We start from the raw sequence: 16,801 nt of genomic DNA on the forward strand, positions 1-16,801 counted from the left end.
GAAGGTACGCGATACAGTGGTGGCACCCGAGGAGGCCGCCATGCTCGCCAACAAGGATCGCGTCCGCGACTCCATCCACGCCCTGTCCGACGAGGACCTCGTCGAGCTCGTCGCCGCGGAGATCTCCCGGCGGCCGACCCTGCGACCGGTCCGCGACGACGTCACGGCGCTGCTCGCGATGAGCCCGACGCTCGCGCTCCACCACGAGCGGGTGGTGACCAATCCCGCGGCCGCGGCCGTCGCCCGCACCCGAATCGTCACCGACGCCCTCGGCGCGATCGTCGACGCCAACGAGATGCTCGACTCCACGACCGTCAGCCGGGTGCTCGGCCGATCCGCCACCAGCCGCAACACCGCAAGTCGCCTCACCGCGTCGGGCACCGTCGTCGCGCTGCCCGTCGGCGGGCAAAAGCTCTATCCGGCCTTCCAATTCGATGCCGCGCGCAAGCGGGTGCTGCCGATCGTCGCCGAGATCAATGCCCGCCTCGGCGCGAAGGATGACCCGTGGGGCGTCGCCTCCTGGTGGCTCACCCCGACCGCGTTCGCCGATGACCCCCGCCCGCCCGCCGAGCTCGCCGCCGCCGGCGGGCACGACCAGGACCTGCGCGACATGGCCGATGACCTGACCGCAGACTGAGCCGCGGCGTGACCTACCCGGATCCACCCGTACCGCTTCCCGCCGCCCGGATCACCACGATCGCGGCGGGTACCTCCCTCTGGCGGATTCACAGCGCCGCCCGCGGCGCGGCCGACCTGAATCCCACCCCCCGGCCGCGACCACGCGTCGGAGGCCGGTACGACAGTCTCGACGGCTCGTATGCCTACCTGTACGTGGGCGACAGCCCGGCGGCCGCCGTCGCCGAGACGCTGTGCCGGAGCCTGCCCGTCGGCCAGTCACCCCGACTGATCCCGCGCGTGCGGATCGCGGGCCGGGTGCTGAGCGAACTGCAGACCACCCGCGCGGTGCGGGTGGTCGACCTGACCGGGACCGGGGCCGCCCGGATCAACGCCGAAGTGTGGCTCACCAAATGCGATCCGTCCGGCTACCTCCACACCCGGCGATGGGCTGCGGCCATTCTCGCCGCCAACCCGGACGCCGACGGCATCGGGTTCCGGCCCCGACACGACGAGAACACGCTGTCCTGGATGCTCGCCGCACCCCCGGACGTGCCCTCGCATCCGGCCGTCGTCGCGGTCGGCGGCGTCATCCCGTTGGACTCGGCCGACGGCCACCACCTGCTCGGCGCCCTGCTCACCCCGCACAACGCCGCGCTCGCACCCTGACGCCGTAATGAATTCCGTTGCGCGAACGAATAACCTGGCAGGACCATGCTTCATGACCAAGGGGAGGACATGATGAGTACTCGACTCGTGCGCCGGGCGGCCGCCGCGGCCGCCGTCACTGCCGGGCTGGCCACCGCGACCGTCGTCGGGGGAGTCGGGGTTGCGGCCGCGGACCCGGCACCGACCTCGACGACGATGACCTGCTCCAGCGCCAATCCGCTGTTCTGGGCGCCGCCGTTCACCTGGACCGTGCACGCCGCGTCGGGGGAGTCCCGCCCGCCGGGCGGCGAACTGGAACCGGCGATCCTGCTCAGCGGCGGCAACGAACTGCCGACGCCGCCCGGCGGCCTGATCCCGAGCATCGGCCCCAACTGGTACGGCACCCGCGTCCTCGTCGACTGGCGCAACACCACCACCGGCGCGTCCGGCCGCAGCGTCAGCGACGAGGCCGCCTGGCAGCAGAAGCCGGGCATCCCGATCAACCGCACCTGGACCGGTGTCGGGACCGTCGACTTCACCGTCACCGTGCAGACCGGCGCGGGCTGGTGGTTCGTCAATCCGCAGAACGCGGTGTGCACCGGCACGATCGCGGTGGTGCCGGGGCGCGGCTGACCATGGCCGATCCTGTCGGAAGCTCGACTTCCGCAGACTTTAGAAGTAGTTTAGATGCATGACGGTGGATGAAGTGTCGTTCTCCGACCTGCAACTGCGAGGGAAGGCGACGGTCGAACGGTTGCGGCGTTCGACCGCCCAGTCGCTGCTGGTGCGCCGTCGCGACGCCGAGGACCTGGTACTGACCACGGCGGCGCGGGCCGAGCTCGAGCACACCGCGGCGTCGGTGACGACGCGGATGTTCGTGGCGGTGATGCAACGTGACCCGCGGGCACGGGAGGTGGTGACCGATGTGCTGCCCGAGGTGTTCCCGTGGGTGGCGTTCCTGCCCCGCGACGACGTGCAGGAGTTCATCGTCGAGCTGGTCGCCACTTTGCGGGCGGCCGAGTCGCTCGACAACCCGACCCCGGTGGTGCACGTGATCGACGCCTGGCGGCACACCGCCGAAGCGTTCGCCGACCCAGAGCTGGCCGCGATCCTGGCCGCGGACACCGGCGACGACCTCGGCGAGGTTCCCGCGCCCGGCGACGCTGCGTGAGCCCGAAACGCGGCGACCGGGTCGCCCCGCCAGCGGACCCGGCCGGCGGGTGGGAGCTGCGGTTCGCCACCACCGACGCGGTCAAGGGCTGGGAGGCGCTGTGTCAGCAGGCGCAGGCGAACACCCTCGCCTGCTGGCGCGAGCTGCGGTCGCGTCCGGACACTCCCGCCCCGACCTCGCGACACCATCAGCTCAAGGGCTCGCTGGCGACCGCCGTGCACGGTGGGTCGGTGATGGAGCAGTGGCAGTACGAGGTCACTGCCGGCGGCCGCTTGTGGTATCTCGTCGATCCCGGTCGGCGCACCCTGTGGTTCAAGGCCGCGGGCACCGGACACCCCAAGGCCACGGAGTAGGACGATCTCCAGGCCGTGGGGCACGGCGCCCACGGCATGCCGGGAACGCAAGCAGCACAGACGCGTTAGCCTACAGGTATGCCCATTCGACTCGAGAACGTCGGCATCGCGGTCCGGGACCTCGACGAGGCGGTCGGCTTCTTCACCGACCTCGGCCTGACCGTCCTCGGGCGGGACACGGTCAGCGGCGAGTGGACCGACACCGCCGTCGGCCTCGACGGCAACCACGCCCGCATCGCGATGCTCCACACCCCCGACGGCACCGGACGCCTCGAACTCTTCGAGTACCTGCACCCCGATCCGATCGAGACGACACCCACCCGCCCCAACGAGATCGGCATGCACCGCGTCGCGTTCGCCGTCGACGACCTCGACGCCGCCCTCGCGACCGCCGCCCGGCACGGCTGCCACCCCCTGCGCGGCGTCGCAACCTACCGGGATCTCTACCGGCTGACCTACGTCCGCGGCCCCAGCGGCATCATCGTGATGCTCGCCGAGGACCTGACGCGCAGCGCCGCCCGCGACTCCTGAGCGTGCCGATCACGGACCTGGCACGGCGAACCGGTCAAGCAGGCGGTCAATCGCGGTGCAGTCCTGCAGGAATCGGCGCCGGTCGGGGTCGGCGGCGACCTCGCGCAGCATCGCGTCGGCGCCGGTCACGTTCTCGGCGTGCAGGATCGCCGACCACACCGACAGGTCGGTGGCGGTGAACGCGTCGACACCGGCGCGCAGCGCCGCGATCAGCGTGCCCCGGTCGCGGGCGTCGAGCCCCGCGTGCACCAGCACGAGCAGCTCCGCCGCCACCGACGCGTGCGCGCACTCGTCGCGGCGGTGCAGCGCGATGGTCGCCCGGTGCACCGGCTGGACCGTGTCGTCGTCGGCAATCAACGCCAGGTAGTCGCCGATCGACGTCTCCGCGACCGTCGCGTACGCCAGCGTGGTCAACGCGGCGGCGCGGGGCGTGTCCGCCGCGGCGACCGCGTCCCGGTGCCTGCGCACCAGCAGCGCGTCGGGGAGCGCCGCGTCCGGGAGCGGCCATCCGCGCCTGCGCCGGACCAGCGCGGACCCGTTCAGGTGCATCAGCGTGTGATATTCCTCGTCGACCATCGCCTGCAGCACCGATGCCCGCGCCGTGTCGGACAGGCCGGTGCCGAACGCATCCCGGAACAGCAACCCGAAACCCGGTGTCACCACGTCCTGCTCGACGTCCATCACGTTCTTGTTGTAGGCGATCCACGCCCACGACCGGATCCGGGCCCGCGCGGTCCCGTCGAGCCCCTCGTACACCGGATGCCCGGTGAACGGCAGCAGCGCCGCCGGGTAGTCGGCGCGGGCCGGGTCGAACAGGTCGTCCATCGTCGGCCCGTCCAGGTCGGGTTCGGTGCGCCGCACCGTCGCCCGCCGCGGCCAGCTCCGGACCAGGCCGCGGATCACCGCCGTCTCCACCGGATCGGCCGGATCGTGGGCGGGCAGCCTGCCGGTCATCGGACCGTCCCCTCGAACAGGCGCGCGCACAGGTCGGCGTACCCGACGGCGTGGTCGGCGAGGGGTGCGCCCGCGTCGGCGAGCAGGCCGGCGAAGTCGCCCGGGTCGGCCGCCGCGGCGGCCGACAGCCGGGACACCGCCCGCGCCAACGCCTCCCGCGCCGCCGCCGCGCCCGGGTTCGCGACCTGCACGTCCCGGTACACCTCTGCGGTGCCGCCGGTGACCCGCGCGAGCAGCGCCGACAGCACCGCGAACGGCGGCGGCGCCAACGCGGCCGTCTCGTCGGCGTCCACCCCGAGGTCGGCCAGCGCCAACCCGAACGAGAGCACCGCGGCGTGGGTGAGGGCCTGCATCGCCGCGCACACCCGATCATGCCGGTCCGCGGTCGTCGGCCGCACCCGCGCGCCCCACGACCGCAGCTCCGCGAGCACCGTGTCCGCCGCGCCGCCGCCGCGGTGGATCACGGCCGCGACCGGGCGTCCCGGCATCGCCAACGACGGCGCGAACATCGGGTTGATCCCGAGCACCGCGACCCCGTCGCCCCAGGGGAGGGAATCGACCCGGTCGGCGAACCGGGACTTCACCGACAGGGTCTCCACCAGCACCGACCCGGACCGCAGCAGCGGGGCCACCGATGCGGCCGCCGCCAGCGCCACCCCCTCCGGGACCGCGAGGACCAACACGTCCGCCGACCGGATCAGCCGCTGCACCGGCGGCGGCGGGTGACGGATGTCGCCGCCGGGACCGTCCCGGACGTCGACCGCGACCACCGACGCGCCGTCCCCGGCCCACGAGCGCGCCAGCAGCGCCCCGACCGCACCCGCACCGCCGGCGACGACCACGGTCCTGCCCGCGGCCGGACCGGTCACGGCCCCTCGCCGGCCACGGACAAGCACCGCCGCATCGACAGCGCCTTCACCATCGTCTCCTCGAACTCGTCCTCCGGGTCCGACAGCGCGACGATCGCGCCGCCGACCCCGAACGTCACCTCCGCGCCCGCGGCGACCATCGTGCGGATCACGATCGAGAAGTCCGCGGTCCCGGACAGCGAGAAGTAGCCGATCGCACCGGAGTACACCCCGCGCGGACCCGCCTCGAGCTTGTCGATGATCTCCATCGTCCGCACCTTCGGCGCCCCGGTCATCGACCCGCCGGGGAACGCGGCCCGCACGCACGCCACCGTCGACGTCCCCGCGCGCAGGGTGCCGCGCACCGTCGACACCAGCTGATGCACCGGGGTGTACGTCTCGACGTCGAACAGCGACGGCACGTGCACCGACCCCGGAACACACACCCGGGACAGGTCGTTGCGGACCAGGTCGACGATCATCAGGTTCTCGGCCCGGTCCTTCTCGCTGAGCAGCAGGTCGCGGCGCAGCGCGCGGTCCAGGTCCGGGTCGGCCGAGCGGGGGCGGGTGCCCTTGATCGGTTTCGACTCCACCGTCCGGTCCGCCCGCACCCGCAGGAAGCGTTCCGGGGACGCGCTGAGCACGGACGCGCCCGCGAACTGCAACAACGCCCCGTACGGCATGGGGCTGATCTCCCGCAGGCACGAATACCCGGCCAGCGGGTCGAGGGCACGGTGCACGGTCGCCGCGTTGGTCAGGCACACCTCGTACGTCTCGCCGGACCGGATCTCCGACATGCACTGCTCGATCAACCGCAGGTAGGTGTCCCGGTCGTGCCGGAACACGATCGGCACGTCCGCGGCCGCGGGCACCAGCGGGGGAGCGGCCGCGGGGGTACCGCCCGCACCGCCGCCGTCTGCGACGTCGACGACGGTCGCGGCCGTCTCCCGCAGCCAGCGGTCGGTGTCGGGGTCGGTGGTCCCGTCGTCGAGGGCCAGCAGGTGCACGCACCCACCGTCGTGGTCGACGACCACCGCCCGGTCCGCGAACACGACGGCGGCGTCGTCCCGTTCGGAGGCGTGCGCCAGCTGACCGCAGGTGTCGGCCTTCAGCTCGTACCCGAGATAGCCGACGTAGCCGAGGCAGAAGCCGAACGGCAGGTCCGACCGGGGCGGGACCGCGCGCACCCGCAACTGCTCCTCGAGGTAGTCGAACAGGGTGCTCCGCACCTCCTCCGTCGATCCGTCCGAACGATGCACCCGCACCGTCGTTTCCGTCACCCGGTAGGTGACGTACTCGGCGCGCGGTCCGGAGGCATCGCCCAGCACGGAGAACCGGCCGTCGGCGGCGGCCGCGGCGGACCCGTCGAGCCAGAATCCGTTGGGCCCCGCCGCGAAGAGCCGCGCGTACAGCGCCTCCGCGTCGACGGCCCGGTCGACGCGGACGCTGCGCACCCGGTACCGGTGATCGGGCACCGCGGCGGCGGGCTCGGGATCGGGTGGGCGGGCCTGCGGCCGCGACCGGATCGGCGTCAGCGCCGCGAAATTGCCGAGCAGGGCGCGTCCGTGCTCGGTGCAGATCGACTCCGGATGGAACTGCACCCCCCACAGCGGGCGCTCCCGGTGCCGCACACCCATCAGCACGCCGTCCTCCGCCCACGCCGTCGGCGCGAGGTCCGGCGGCAGGTCGACCGCCGCCAACGAGTGGTAGCGCACCGCACGGAACGGCGACGGGAGGCCGGCGAACAGGTCGCTACCGTCGTGCCGGATCACGCTGATCCGCCCGTGCCGCGGCTCCGGCGCCGCGATCACCCGCCCCCCGAACAGGTGCACCAGCCCCTGATGCCCGAGGCACACCCCGAGCACCGGCAGGCCACTCTCCCGCAGCGCCTGCGCGCTGATCCCGAAGTCCCGGAATCGGTCCGGCCGGCCCGGGCCCGGCGAGATCACCACATTGTCGAAGTCCGACAGCCGCACCGACGCCCAGGACGCGTCGTTTGTGAGCACCGTCGGCGGTTGCCCGTTCACCTCGGCCAGCAGCGCGTAGAGGTTGTAGGTGAACGAGTCGTAGTTGTCGATCAGCAAGGTCCGCATCGCGCCCCCTCAGTCCCGATCGGACTCCGGCACCAGGACCGAGCCGGGCGCCGCCTCGGCGATCACCCGGTCCTCGACCCGGCAGGTCTCCGCGATCAGCAGGTCGTACACCGCTCGAAGAAACTGGGGCGACAGGTCGTGGCGCGCCGCGTAGCTGCGCGCGTGCTCGTGCACCGCCCCCATCCGGTGCGGCTGCACCACCGGGATCGAATGCCGCCGTTTCACCACGGCGATCCGGGTGCAGATCTCGATCCGCTCCCGGATCGTGTCGAGGAGTCGGTCGTCGACGCCGTCGAGTTCGGCTCGCAGGCCCGCCAGCTCACCGTCTCCGGGACGAACACTCACACCGGCCGAATCGCTCATGCTCGGTACCACCTTGCGCTGTCCGAAACAGATACCCGACCAGTTCGATGCTGCCACCGTTTCCCGGTGGCCGCGGCCCGAGCCGGTTACCCCCAGGTCACGATTCGCAAACCCTGCGCGCGGTCACCGCACCCGCAGGCGCTGCCCCGGCGCCAACTCCACCGCCCTCATGCCCTCGGCGGTGACCCGGCGGACCAGGTCGCCGCCCGGCTCGGTGAACCGGCGCGGCCGCACCGCGTCCATCCCGATCGGCCACAGCGTCCCGAAGTGCACCGGCACCGTCAACGCCGCGGACACCAGCCGCGCCGCCCGGGACGCCGACGCCGGATCCAGATGTCCCGGACCGAGATTCGGCCCCCACCCGCCCACCGGCAGCAGCGCGAGATCGCAGCCGGGCACCCACGCCGCGATCCCCGGATCGAGCGCGGTGTCGCCGGCAAAATAGGTGGTCACCGCCCCCTCGATCACGTACCCGACCGCCCGGACCCGCGGACCCCGCGGCCACCGCCGCCCGTCGTGGTCGGCGGGCACCGCCCGCACCGTGACCGTGCCCACCGTCGCCTGCTCGCCCGGCGCCAACTCGACCAGCCGATCCCGGAATCGGCGCAGTCCGGCGAACGCGTCCACCGCCCCGCGCGGCACCACGATCGGGACCCGCCCGTCGAGCAGCCGCAGCGACGGAACGTGGGTGTGGTCGGCGTGCAGGTGGGAGAGCAGCACCGCGTCCGGCCGGGTCGGGGGATCCGCGCCGCGCAGCGGGTCCGGTCCGCGGCGCCGCCGCAGATGCCCGACGCGGGAGGTGAGCACCGGGTCGGTCAGCAGCGTCGTCGGCCCGTCCTCGAGCAGGACCGTCGCGTGCCCGACCCACCGGACCGCGGCCGACGGACCGCGCGCGGGCGCTCCCGCCGCGCGGTCAGTCACGCGAAAACACCATCACCTCGTCCGTCACCGGGCCGTACCGCAACGCCAGCACGTCGAGCGGATAGTTCTGGTGCAGCCGCCACGGCGCGCGGTCGCCCTGGCGGGGGAACCGGTCGATGCCGCGCCGGATGTACCCGGAGCTGAAGTCGATCGCGGGCAGGCGCCGCATCGCGGGATCCCCGGTGCCGGGCGTGCAGCGCCGATACCCGTGCTCACTCATGTGGGCCAGCAGCCGGCAGACGTAGGTGGCCGTCAGATCGCACTTGAGGGTCCACGACGCGTTGGTGTACCCGATGCAGAACGCCAGGTTGGGCACCCCGCCGATCATCATGCCCTTGTAGGCCACCGTCGACGACAACGCCACCTCCACCCCGTCGACGGTCAGGGTGAGGCCGCCGAGCGGCAGCAGGTCGAGCCCGGTCGCGGTCACCACCACATCCGCGGGCAGCTCCGCACCCGACCCCAGCCGGATCCCGGTCTCGGTGAACGACTCGACGGTGTCGGTGACCACCGACGCCGACCCCGACCGGAGGGCCGCGAACAGGTCCCCGTCCGGGACGAAGCACATCCGCTGATCCCACGGGTCGTATCGCGGCGTGAAGTGCCGCAGGTCGAAGCCGGGTCCGAGCGCCGACCGCACCCCCCTGCGCAGCAGCCCCTTCACCACCGCCGGCCTGCGCCTGCTCAGCTCGTAGAACACCGCCATCCGCAGCACGTTCTTCCACCGGATCAGCGCGTAGACCCACCTGTCCGGCAGCACCGTCCGCAGCCGCCGCGCCAGCGTGTCCCGCGCGGGCAACGACAGCACGTAGCTGGGGGAGCGCTGCAGCATCGTCACGTGCGCCGCCCGCGCCGCCATCGCGGGCACCAGCGTCACCGCGGTCGCGCCGCTGCCGATGACCACCACCCGCTTGCCGGTGTAGTCGAGCGTCCCGTCCCAGTGCTGCGGGTCGGCGACCGCGCCCCGGAACCCGTCCATGCCGGGGAACCGCGGACGATACCCGCCGCGGTAGTCGTAGTAGCCGCTGCACACGAACAGGAACGCGCAGGTGAACTCCACCGGGCCGTGGTGGTCCGCGGTGACCGTCCAGCGGGCCGTCGCCGAGTCCCACCGGGCCGCAACCACCCGGTGCCCGAACCGGATCCACTCCTGCACGTCGTACTCCGCCGCCGTCTCCCGGACGTAGTCGAGGATGGCGGCGCCGTCGGCGATCGCCATCGCATCGGTCCACGGCCGGAACGAGTAGCCGAGGGTGTACATGTCGGAGTCCGAGCGCACCCCGGGATATCGGAACAGGTCCCAGGTGCCGCCGATCCGGTCCCGCGCCTCCAGCACCGCCACCGAGGTTCCCGGCCGGTCCCGCCGCAGATGGCAGGCCGCCCCGACACCGGACAGTCCGGCACCCACGATCAGCACGTCGACGTGTTCGATCGCCATCGCAATTCACCCTTCCCGGGTGCGGGCATTCGTCGTGCCTCGACGGTAGCACCGGCCCGTCCGCCTACGATCCGACGGAGAAGGAGGTCCGTCGATGCGTGCTGTGCGGTCCGCGGCCCGATCCGCCACCGAATTCGCGGTGCTGTGGCTGATCTCCGCGCTGGCGTTGGTGCTCACGGACCTCGCGCTGCCGGGCGTCCGCCTCCACGCGGTGCCCGGCGGCGGCCCCCTCTCGACCGTGCCCGCGGCGCTGCTGCTCGCCCTGGTGTTCGGTGCGCTGTCGGTGATCCTGTGGCCGATCCTGGTGCGGGCGATGCTGTGGGTCGGGCCGGCGCTGCTGTTCATCGGCGCGTTCGCGGGCAACTGGCTGCTGATGGTGATCGCGGTGTGGCTGGTCCCGCTCGCCGCCGTGGACCGCGCCCGCGACCTGCTCGCGCTGTCCGTGGTGCTGTCCCTCGTCGGGTCCGTCGTCGCGGGCGCCCTCGCCTCCCGCCGCGACGACACCTACCGGATGATGCTGGTGCGGCGCCAACGATCCCGGCTGCGGCGCAGCGGACCGCCCGTCACCGGCTCCGACGATCCCGGGCTGCTGTGCATCCAGATCGACGGCCTCGGGCACGGCGTCCTGCGGCGCGCGATCCGCGACGGTGTCGTACCCCACCTGGCCGCCCTGGTGCACCAGCGCACCCACCGTCTGGTGCCCTGGCACACCGACTGGAGCAGCCAGACCGGGGCGAGCCAACTCGGAATCCTGTACGGCGACAACCACAACGTGCCCGCGTTCCGGTGGTACGACAAGACCCGGGATGCCGTCGCGGTGTTCAGCAACCCCGCCGACAACGCCGCCCGCGAGGTGGAACGGGCGCACCGCGGCGGACTGCTCGCCGGCGGCGCCAGCCGCGGCAACCTCTTCACCGGCGGCGCCGACGACAACGTGCTCGTCGTCAGCCGGATGCGGGGCGCCCGAATGGGCGGCGGCGCCACCGGCTACGCCCACTACTTCGCCGACCCCGCGAGCGCGGCCCGCACCACCATCCGGCTGGTCGCGGAGGCGGTCCGTGAGGTCCGGCAGGCGCACCGTCAGCGCCGCGACGAGGTGACCCCGCGGATCCGGCGCGGCGGCCTGTACCCCCTGGTCCGCGCGTTCACCACCGTCGTCGAGACCGACGTCGTGGTCGCCGCCGTCATCGGCGACCTCATCGCAGGCCGCAGCCCGGTGTACGTCGACCTGGTCGGGTACGACGAGGTGTCGCACCACTCCGGCGTCGAACGGCCCGAAACCCTCGCCGTGCTCCGCAAACTCGACGCCGAGATCGGCATGATCGTCGCCGTCGCCGTGCAGGCCGCCCGCCCCTACCGGATCGTGGTGCTGTCCGACCACGGGCAGAGCCAGGGCCCGACGTTCAGGCAGCGCCACGGCGCAACCCTCGAGGAGGTGGTGCTCGCGGCGTGCGGACAGCCGGGTACCGCGCCGCAGCCGGGCGCGATGGGCGCGACCGGCCGCGGCGCGGAGGGGCTCGGCTACGTGCAGGCCAGCCTGCGGATGCCCGCCCCGGCGGCCAGCACGGCGGGGGACCCGCGGACGCCGGTGGTGCTCGCCTCCGGGAACCTCGGACTGGTCAGCTTCCCGCAGACCCCCGGCCGGGCGACCCGCGCATGGATCGACGCCCACCATCCGGGACTGCTGCCCGCCCTGACCGCACACCCCGGCATCGGGTTCGTCCTCGTCGCCCGGGACCACGGCGGGTCCATCGTCCTCGGACCCGCGGGCAGCGTCGATGTCCGGGAGGGCGCAGTGACCGGGGAGGATCCGCTGGCCGGATTCGGCCCCGGCGCGCTGGACCGGATCCGCCGCACCGACGGCTTCGACAACGTCGCCGATCTGATGATCGGCGGCCGCTACCGACCGGACATCGGGGAGGTCGCCGCGTTCGAGGAGCAGGTCGGGTCGCACGGCGGGCTCGGCGGGCCGCAGACCGTGCCCTTCCTGCTGTACCCGGCGGACCTGCCCGCGCCGCCGCAGCCGCTGCAGGGCGCCGAAGCCGTCCACACGGTGCTCGCCGGGTGGCGCGACCTGGGTCGCCGGTGAGGGTTCCGCATCGAACCGCGATCAGATCAGAGACGGGCCGTCAGCAACGCCGCAGGCGGCATCTCCCCGGTCACCACCGCGTGCGCGACCTCGGAGAGCCGGCTGCTCGTGCTGCGACTGTGGTCGCGGAGCACGTCGAACGCCTGCCCCATGTCGAGGCCACCGGCCTGCGCGAGGATGCCCTTCGCCTGCTCGATCGTCACCCGGTTGTTCAGTGCGGTCTGTAGCTGCTCGGTGAGGATCTCCGCGCGTCGCAGCGCCCGCTCCTGCAAGATCCCGATCGTCGCGGTGTCGGCGAGCGCGCGGGCAACCTGGATGTCCTGCTCGGACAACCTTCCCGGCTGCGTGCCGAACAGGTTCAACGCACCAATCGTCTGCTGCCGCAACCGCAGCGGCAGCGCGTGCACCGACCGGAAGCCCTGGGCGACAGCCTCGGGCGCGAAGCGCGGCCACCGCTCGATCTCCGTCGTCAGGTCCGTCGCCGCGACCACCTCGCCGGTGGAGAACGCCTCCAGGCAGGGGCCCTCGTCGACCTGGATCTGGAAAAGTTCGAGCAGCCGCGTCCGCTCCGACGAGCACGCGAGCACCTGCAGGCCACCGCGCTGATCCGAGAGCAGCAGTCCCGCGGCTGCGGCGTCGAGCAGGTCGACGCAGTGGTTGACCAGCTGGTGCAGAATGTCGGCGATGTCGTAGTCGTCGACGAGCGTGTCCGCCATTTCCACGAAGGCGTGGACCAACCGCGACTCCCGGTCAGCACTGGAAGGCATTGTCATCTCCTGCCGCTTTGCCGGTGCACATGCCTCTCTGCGCCCCGAATCCCAGCGTAGTCGGGTTCGTGGGGGTCGGTGCTGGTCGAATGGTCACGTATCCATGTCCTCAAGGTTCAGTTGACGGGTGGTGACGTCACGGGCAACCGCCTCGACGAGGCGGCCGTTGGCGAAGGCGTAGCCGCGCAGCCGCGCCAACGCCGCGCCAACCGAGATCTGATACCGGGCGACGAGCATTCCGGTGGCTTGATGGACGACGTCGGTGTTGTGCGACATGTCAGCGAACCAATGGTGTTCCGGCATCCCCGGTTCGGTGCCGAGCCCGAGCACCGCGAGGGTGATGACGTCGACCACCTGCAGCGCGACAGCCAGTTCGTCGGTGTCCAGCCACCCAGCGGCGGTGCGGTACAGGTCCATCGATCCAAGAACGAGCGCACCGGATTGCAGCGGGAACGCGAAGATGGCCGCGACCGGGAGCGCGCCGACCTCGCCTCCGAACACCGGCCACCCCCCGGCGGTCCGCGCCGCCAGGTCGGGCACCAGAACCGGCCCCCTGGCCCGGACCGATTCCAGGCTCGGGCCCTCCCCGAGCGAGAATTGCAGCGCCTCGATCTCCGCGGCCAGCGGATCGCTCGCATACAACGTCTGACGATGCCCGGCAGCGGTGGTCATCACGACCGACATCCCGTCCACCGCGAGGACGTCGAGGCACTCGGAACAGGTACGGAGCAGCGCCTGCAACGGATCCACCCGCGCGCGCAGTGCCGCGGTCAGCGAGTCGCGGATCGCTGCGACCGGGTTCCGGCTTCCGGAGGCGGTCACCGGAGGCCGACCGGCGGCCATTGCGGTGCGGCGACCACAGGCATCGCGCACCTCCGTCGTGTCGGTCCGGAGCGAGCCGACCGTGGGACACTCCCGGCATCGAGGCTACCGAACCCGCATCCGTTCGGCGCCTCGCCTGGCCGGCAGCACATCGGGTTTATCGGCCGCCCCACCCGGGTACGCCCCATCGAAGCGTCGCGGCACGTCAGGGGAGCGGTTCTCGCCGAGGGGACGCACCGCTCCGCGCATCGAGGTGAGGGTGGCGGTATGCCGGAGAACGGCCCGGTACGAACCGGAAGGTGGACCACCACGTCCGTGGAGGTCCGGGTGGGTGGCGGCTTCGAGGAACTGCCGCTGCTGCGTGCGGTCACCGAAGCCGTGGCGCTGCTCGGCGACTTCACCCTCGACGAGGTGTCGGACGTGACGCTGGCGGTGGACGAGGTGTGTTCGGTGCTGATCCGGGACGCCCTTCCCGGCGCCGAACTGGTGTGCCGGCTCACCCCCACCGTCGGAGCGCTGCGCGTCGGCGTGTCGACGGACACCGCGACCGATCACCATCCCGACGAACGCACCTTTGGCTGGCACGTGCTGCGCACCCTCACCGACAACCTCAGCGCGCATCGATATCCACTCGACCCCAACGGGTTTCGCACCGACGTCGGATTCGTCAAGACCGGGGACGGCGGCGGTCCGCCGACCCCGCTCATCACGCCGTCTGGTTGAGCCACGCGATCAGCAGCAACCCGACGATCACGAACCCGATCACCAGCGCTCCGAGCCGCAGCAGGTGCGGCCAGCTGTCGTTGACCCGCCGGTCGGCGTTCTCCCCGCGGCCGGTCGGCTGGTCGGCCTGCTCGTCTGGTCCCTGATCGGTAGCCACCACCCGATCGTGGCCCTGCCCGCGGGTCGGCGCCACCCCGGACCCGTCAACGCCCGCGACCGACGGCCTCCGCGGCGGTAGCCTTGGCGCGACCACAGTCCACCTGCAGGGACGGGGGTACGGATGTCGAAAGGTGACGTGACACGGCCGGGTGCGGTGGTGCCGCGATACCCGGTCGAGGTGCGGGTCCGCGCCGATCTGGGGGAGCTGCCGGTGCTGCGTGCGATGGCCGAAACCGTCGCCCTGCTCGGAGGGTTCACCCTCGACGATGCGGCCGATGTGAAGCTGGCGGTCGACGAGGTGTGCTCGGCCCTGATTGGGGACGCGCTCCCCGGGGCCGACCTGAGCTGCCGGTTGCACTCCACCGCCGGTGCGCTCCGAGTGCGGGCGTGGACCGACACCGCGTCGAACCGCCATCCCGACGAGCGCGGCTTCGTATGGCACGTGCTGCGCGCGCTCACCGATGCGATCGACGTGACGCGGGAACCGCTCGCGGAGGGCGGGTTCCGCACCCGCGTCGAGTTCGTCCGGTCGAGGGGTGGCGACGCCTAGTGGAGGTCGCCGGCCGCGGACGCGACCCGAACCCATCCGACTCCTACGACGACCTGACCGACCTGTTCGAGCGGATGCGCCGGGACCCGGAGCAGGCGAGCGCCGTCCGCGACGAGATCATCACTCGCGCACTGCCGCTGGCCGAACACATCGCCCGGCGCTTCCGCGGCCGGGGCGAAGCGCAGGACGACCTGATCCAGGTGGCGCGACTCGGCCTGCTCAGCGCCGTCGACCGCTTCGACGTCGACCGGGGGACGGACTTCATCGCCTTCGCGGTCCCCACGATCATGGGGGAGATCCGGCACCACTTCCGGGACGCCGGCTGGTCAATGCGGGTGCCGCGGAAGCTGAAGGACCTGCACCTCGCGATCGCGCGCGCCGTGGAAACCCTGTCGCAGACCCTCGGCCGGTCCCCGTCTGCGGGCGAGATCGCGCGGGAGATCGGCGTCGACCCGGTCGAGGTGGCGGAGGGTCTCCTGGCCGGCTCCGCCTACCAGACGGTGTCGATCGACGCGGGCGCCAGGGACGGCGACGCCGAGGCCCCGCTGCTCGACGCCCTCGGCGAGGACGACGACGCGCTCGAGAACGTCGAGGGACTCGTCACGATCGCGCCTGCCGTGAACAGACTCCCCGAACGGGAACGCACCATCCTCGTGCTCCGCTTCTTCAGCGGACTGACCCAGACGCAGATCGCGGAGCGGCTGGGGATCTCGCAGATGCACGTCTCCCGCCTGCTGGCCCGCACCCTCGCCGACCTTCGTGCCGACCTGTCCGACGACTGATCATTCGCAGCGCGCGCCATATCAGCCTCCGTCGTCGCGCCGGCGGTGGGCGAGCGCTCGATGGCTGGTGTCGCAGAGCGGGTGGATCGAACTGCGCAGGCAGCGGCACACGGCGACAACGAACCGGTCCGCCACCACGACCCGGCCGTCGTCGGTGGTGATCCGCACCGGACCCCGCACCAGCACCGGGCCGCCCGGCACGCGCCGGAGCACCTCCGCCTCCGGCGAGTTCCATTCGGGCGGGTCATCCCGCCGGTCGGTCACCACGAATCACCACCACCTCTTCCCAGGCCTGTCCCGCCGCGATGAGCCCGTGCGCGGTCAGCGCCGCCGCCCTGCTGCGCATCACCGGCCCGAACGGAATCAGAGCCCGCCGCACCCGGCCCGCGCGCACCCCGTTGGCTCGCAGTTCGGCGAGCGTCCGTTCGGGGTCGGTGACCTCGGAGTGCACGATCAGCAGCACGCCGCCGGGCCGCAGCAGCGCCCGGGCCTCCCGGCACAGCGGCCCGACGACGTCCCTGCCGTCCGGGCCCGCATCCCAGCAGCCCGACCGGCACGCGGAGTCCCCGGCGCCGACCGGGACGTAGGGCGGGTTCGCCAGCACGACGTCGTACGGCCCGCAGCGGCGGGCGACGTCGAGACCGCCGCGGCGCACCTCGATCGGTAGCCGCCGCAGGCGGGCGTTGGTCCACGCCGACATCGCCGCCCGCACCGAGACGTCGACGGCGACGACCCGGTCGGCACCGCGCCGCGCGGCGGCCACCGCGACCGCGCCGGATCCCGTGCAGTAGTCCAGGACGCGGGATCCGCGGGGGAGGGTGAGCGACGCGAGCGCCGCACACAACAGGTGGGTGTCCTCCTGCGGCCGGTACACGCCGGGCAGGCGCACGATCCGGTCGGGGCCGGGCCGAACGGTGTCCGGCCGGGGGCCGTTGCGCACGGTCATCCGCCTGCCCTCGCCATCTCTCGCCGGC

Annotated in this window: 21 protein-coding genes; 10 read left to right on the top strand and 11 right to left on the bottom strand. The window is 72.6% G+C overall.

The genetic code is table 11. The features are described 5' to 3' along the window. The first annotated feature begins 40 nt into the window (after window positions 1–40). From ACWF62_RS08730 to ACWF62_RS08755, 6 genes are all read left to right on the top strand, one after another. Window positions 41–637, top strand: a complete 597-nt coding sequence (locus tag ACWF62_RS08730) for a hypothetical protein (protein WP_452629847.1) — start codon at window positions 41–43, stop codon at window positions 635–637. Window positions 638–645: 8 nt separating this feature from the next. Continuing rightward, on the top strand, window positions 646–1,284 hold the full coding sequence (locus ACWF62_RS08735) for an RES family NAD+ phosphorylase (RefSeq protein WP_378569391.1): 639 nt from the start codon (window positions 646–648) through the stop codon (window positions 1,282–1,284). A gap of 72 nt (window positions 1,285–1,356) precedes the next feature. Then, complete coding sequence (locus tag ACWF62_RS08740) at window positions 1,357–1,896, top strand: hypothetical protein (protein WP_452629917.1); 540 nt, start codon at window positions 1,357–1,359, stop codon at window positions 1,894–1,896. Between the two features lie 58 nt (window positions 1,897–1,954). Continuing rightward, window positions 1,955–2,434 (top strand): hypothetical protein, encoded by a 480-nt coding sequence (locus ACWF62_RS08745; RefSeq protein ID WP_378507169.1) that lies wholly within the window; start codon window positions 1,955–1,957, stop codon window positions 2,432–2,434. After that, window positions 2,431–2,787 (top strand): hypothetical protein, encoded by a 357-nt coding sequence (locus ACWF62_RS08750; protein WP_378507170.1) that lies wholly within the window; start codon window positions 2,431–2,433, stop codon window positions 2,785–2,787. The genes ACWF62_RS08745 and ACWF62_RS08750 overlap by 4 nt, the downstream gene beginning before the upstream one ends. A 78-nt stretch (window positions 2,788–2,865) precedes the next feature. After that, window positions 2,866–3,318, top strand: a complete 453-nt coding sequence (locus tag ACWF62_RS08755; RefSeq protein ID WP_378507171.1) for a VOC family protein — start codon at window positions 2,866–2,868, stop codon at window positions 3,316–3,318. Between the two features lie 9 nt (window positions 3,319–3,327). On the opposite strand, the gene ACWF62_RS08760 is transcribed toward ACWF62_RS08755, so the two are convergent. From ACWF62_RS08760 to ACWF62_RS08785, 6 genes are all read right to left on the bottom strand, one after another. Next, window positions 3,328–4,272: a diiron oxygenase gene (locus tag ACWF62_RS08760; protein ID WP_378507172.1), complete on the bottom strand. Its 945-nt coding sequence runs from the start codon at window positions 4,270–4,272 to the stop codon at window positions 3,328–3,330. After that, window positions 4,269–5,141 carry a prephenate dehydrogenase dimerization domain-containing protein gene (locus ACWF62_RS08765; RefSeq protein WP_452629848.1) on the bottom strand — a complete coding sequence of 291 codons (873 nt, stop codon included), beginning with the start codon at window positions 5,139–5,141 and terminating at the stop codon, window positions 4,269–4,271. The genes ACWF62_RS08760 and ACWF62_RS08765 overlap by 4 nt, the downstream gene beginning before the upstream one ends. After that, complete coding sequence (gene pabB, locus ACWF62_RS08770) at window positions 5,138–7,213, bottom strand: aminodeoxychorismate synthase component I (protein WP_452629849.1); 2,076 nt, start codon at window positions 7,211–7,213, stop codon at window positions 5,138–5,140. The genes ACWF62_RS08765 and pabB overlap by 4 nt, the downstream gene beginning before the upstream one ends. A 9-nt stretch (window positions 7,214–7,222) precedes the next feature. Beyond that, complete coding sequence (locus tag ACWF62_RS08775) at window positions 7,223–7,576, bottom strand: chorismate mutase family protein (protein ID WP_452629850.1); 354 nt, start codon at window positions 7,574–7,576, stop codon at window positions 7,223–7,225. A gap of 123 nt (window positions 7,577–7,699) precedes the next feature. Continuing rightward, complete coding sequence (locus ACWF62_RS08780; protein WP_452629851.1) at window positions 7,700–8,497, bottom strand: MBL fold metallo-hydrolase; 798 nt, start codon at window positions 8,495–8,497, stop codon at window positions 7,700–7,702. After that, window positions 8,490–9,935 carry a flavin-containing monooxygenase gene (locus ACWF62_RS08785; RefSeq protein WP_452629852.1) on the bottom strand — a complete coding sequence of 482 codons (1,446 nt, stop codon included), beginning with the start codon at window positions 9,933–9,935 and terminating at the stop codon, window positions 8,490–8,492. Before ACWF62_RS08785 ends, ACWF62_RS08780 begins: the two co-directional genes overlap by 8 nt. A gap of 94 nt (window positions 9,936–10,029) precedes the next feature. On the opposite strand from ACWF62_RS08785, the gene ACWF62_RS08790 reads away from it, so the two are divergent. Continuing rightward, a complete protein-coding gene (locus ACWF62_RS08790; protein WP_452629853.1) occupies window positions 10,030–12,024 on the top strand; it encodes an alkaline phosphatase family protein in 1,995 nt (664 codons plus the stop codon). A gap of 26 nt (window positions 12,025–12,050) precedes the next feature. On the opposite strand, the gene ACWF62_RS08795 is transcribed toward ACWF62_RS08790, so the two are convergent. Both ACWF62_RS08795 and ACWF62_RS08800 read right to left on the bottom strand, forming a co-directional pair. Next, window positions 12,051–12,791, bottom strand: coding sequence for a GAF and ANTAR domain-containing protein (locus ACWF62_RS08795; protein WP_452629854.1), 741 nt, complete (start codon window positions 12,789–12,791; stop codon window positions 12,051–12,053). 93 nt (window positions 12,792–12,884) lie between these two features. Further along, window positions 12,885–13,613 carry a GAF and ANTAR domain-containing protein gene (locus tag ACWF62_RS08800; RefSeq protein ID WP_452629855.1) on the bottom strand — a complete coding sequence of 243 codons (729 nt, stop codon included), beginning with the start codon at window positions 13,611–13,613 and terminating at the stop codon, window positions 12,885–12,887. A 315-nt stretch (window positions 13,614–13,928) separates the two neighbouring features. Here ACWF62_RS08800 and ACWF62_RS08805 point away from each other — a divergent pair, with 315 nt between their 5' ends. Continuing rightward, on the top strand, window positions 13,929–14,336 hold the full coding sequence (locus ACWF62_RS08805) for an ATP-binding protein (RefSeq protein ID WP_452629856.1): 408 nt from the start codon (window positions 13,929–13,931) through the stop codon (window positions 14,334–14,336). Here ACWF62_RS08805 and ACWF62_RS08810 read toward each other — a convergent pair. After that, on the bottom strand, window positions 14,320–14,493 hold the full coding sequence (locus ACWF62_RS08810) for a hypothetical protein (protein ID WP_452629857.1): 174 nt from the start codon (window positions 14,491–14,493) through the stop codon (window positions 14,320–14,322). The genes ACWF62_RS08805 and ACWF62_RS08810 overlap by 17 nt on opposite strands. Before the next feature lie 138 nt (window positions 14,494–14,631). On the opposite strand from ACWF62_RS08810, the gene ACWF62_RS08815 reads away from it, so the two are divergent. Further along, entirely contained in the window at window positions 14,632–15,045 is a 414-nt protein-coding gene (locus ACWF62_RS08815) for an ATP-binding protein (RefSeq protein WP_452629859.1), read from the top strand. A gap of 74 nt (window positions 15,046–15,119) precedes the next feature. After that, window positions 15,120–15,827, top strand: coding sequence for a SigB/SigF/SigG family RNA polymerase sigma factor (locus ACWF62_RS08820; RefSeq protein WP_452629918.1), 708 nt, complete (start codon window positions 15,120–15,122; stop codon window positions 15,825–15,827). A gap of 21 nt (window positions 15,828–15,848) precedes the next feature. On the opposite strand, the gene ACWF62_RS08825 is transcribed toward ACWF62_RS08820, so the two are convergent. Together ACWF62_RS08825 and ACWF62_RS08830 are read right to left on the bottom strand one after the other, a co-directional pair. Further along, entirely contained in the window at window positions 15,849–16,091 is a 243-nt protein-coding gene (locus ACWF62_RS08825; protein ID WP_452629861.1) for a CDGSH iron-sulfur domain-containing protein, read from the bottom strand. After that, a complete protein-coding gene (locus ACWF62_RS08830) occupies window positions 16,072–16,773 on the bottom strand; it encodes a methyltransferase (RefSeq protein ID WP_452629862.1) in 702 nt (233 codons plus the stop codon). The genes ACWF62_RS08825 and ACWF62_RS08830 overlap by 20 nt, the downstream gene beginning before the upstream one ends. Between the last annotated feature and the right edge of the window lie 28 nt (window positions 16,774–16,801).

The sequence above is a fragment of the Rhodococcus sp. NPDC054953 genome (assembly GCF_053609225.1).

What these genes read in the sequence shown, in the direction of transcription:
- pabB (WP_452629849.1), bottom strand. Translation starts at nt 7,213, where the DNA reads ATGCGGACCTTGCTGATCGACAACTACGACTCGTTCACCTACAACCTC.
- ACWF62_RS08830 (WP_452629862.1), bottom strand. Translation starts at nt 16,773, where the DNA reads ATGACCGTGCGCAACGGCCCCCGGCCGGACACCGTTCGGCCCGGCCCC.
- ACWF62_RS08795 (WP_452629854.1), bottom strand. Translation starts at nt 12,791, where the DNA reads ATGCCTTCCAGTGCTGACCGGGAGTCGCGGTTGGTCCACGCCTTCGTG.
- ACWF62_RS08785 (WP_452629852.1), bottom strand. Translation starts at nt 9,935, where the DNA reads ATGGCGATCGAACACGTCGACGTGCTGATCGTGGGTGCCGGACTGTCC.
- ACWF62_RS08790 (WP_452629853.1), top strand. Translation starts at nt 10,030, where the DNA reads ATGCGTGCTGTGCGGTCCGCGGCCCGATCCGCCACCGAATTCGCGGTG.
- ACWF62_RS08775 (WP_452629850.1), bottom strand. Translation starts at nt 7,576, where the DNA reads ATGAGCGATTCGGCCGGTGTGAGTGTTCGTCCCGGAGACGGTGAGCTG.
- ACWF62_RS08730 (WP_452629847.1), top strand. Translation starts at nt 41, where the DNA reads ATGCTCGCCAACAAGGATCGCGTCCGCGACTCCATCCACGCCCTGTCC.
- ACWF62_RS08755 (WP_378507171.1), top strand. Translation starts at nt 2,866, where the DNA reads ATGCCCATTCGACTCGAGAACGTCGGCATCGCGGTCCGGGACCTCGAC.
- ACWF62_RS08820 (WP_452629918.1), top strand. Translation starts at nt 15,120, where the DNA reads ATGCGCCGGGACCCGGAGCAGGCGAGCGCCGTCCGCGACGAGATCATC.
- ACWF62_RS08745 (WP_378507169.1), top strand. Translation starts at nt 1,955, where the DNA reads ATGACGGTGGATGAAGTGTCGTTCTCCGACCTGCAACTGCGAGGGAAG.
- ACWF62_RS08760 (WP_378507172.1), bottom strand. Translation starts at nt 4,272, where the DNA reads ATGACCGGCAGGCTGCCCGCCCACGATCCGGCCGATCCGGTGGAGACG.
- ACWF62_RS08740 (WP_452629917.1), top strand. Translation starts at nt 1,357, where the DNA reads ATGAGTACTCGACTCGTGCGCCGGGCGGCCGCCGCGGCCGCCGTCACT.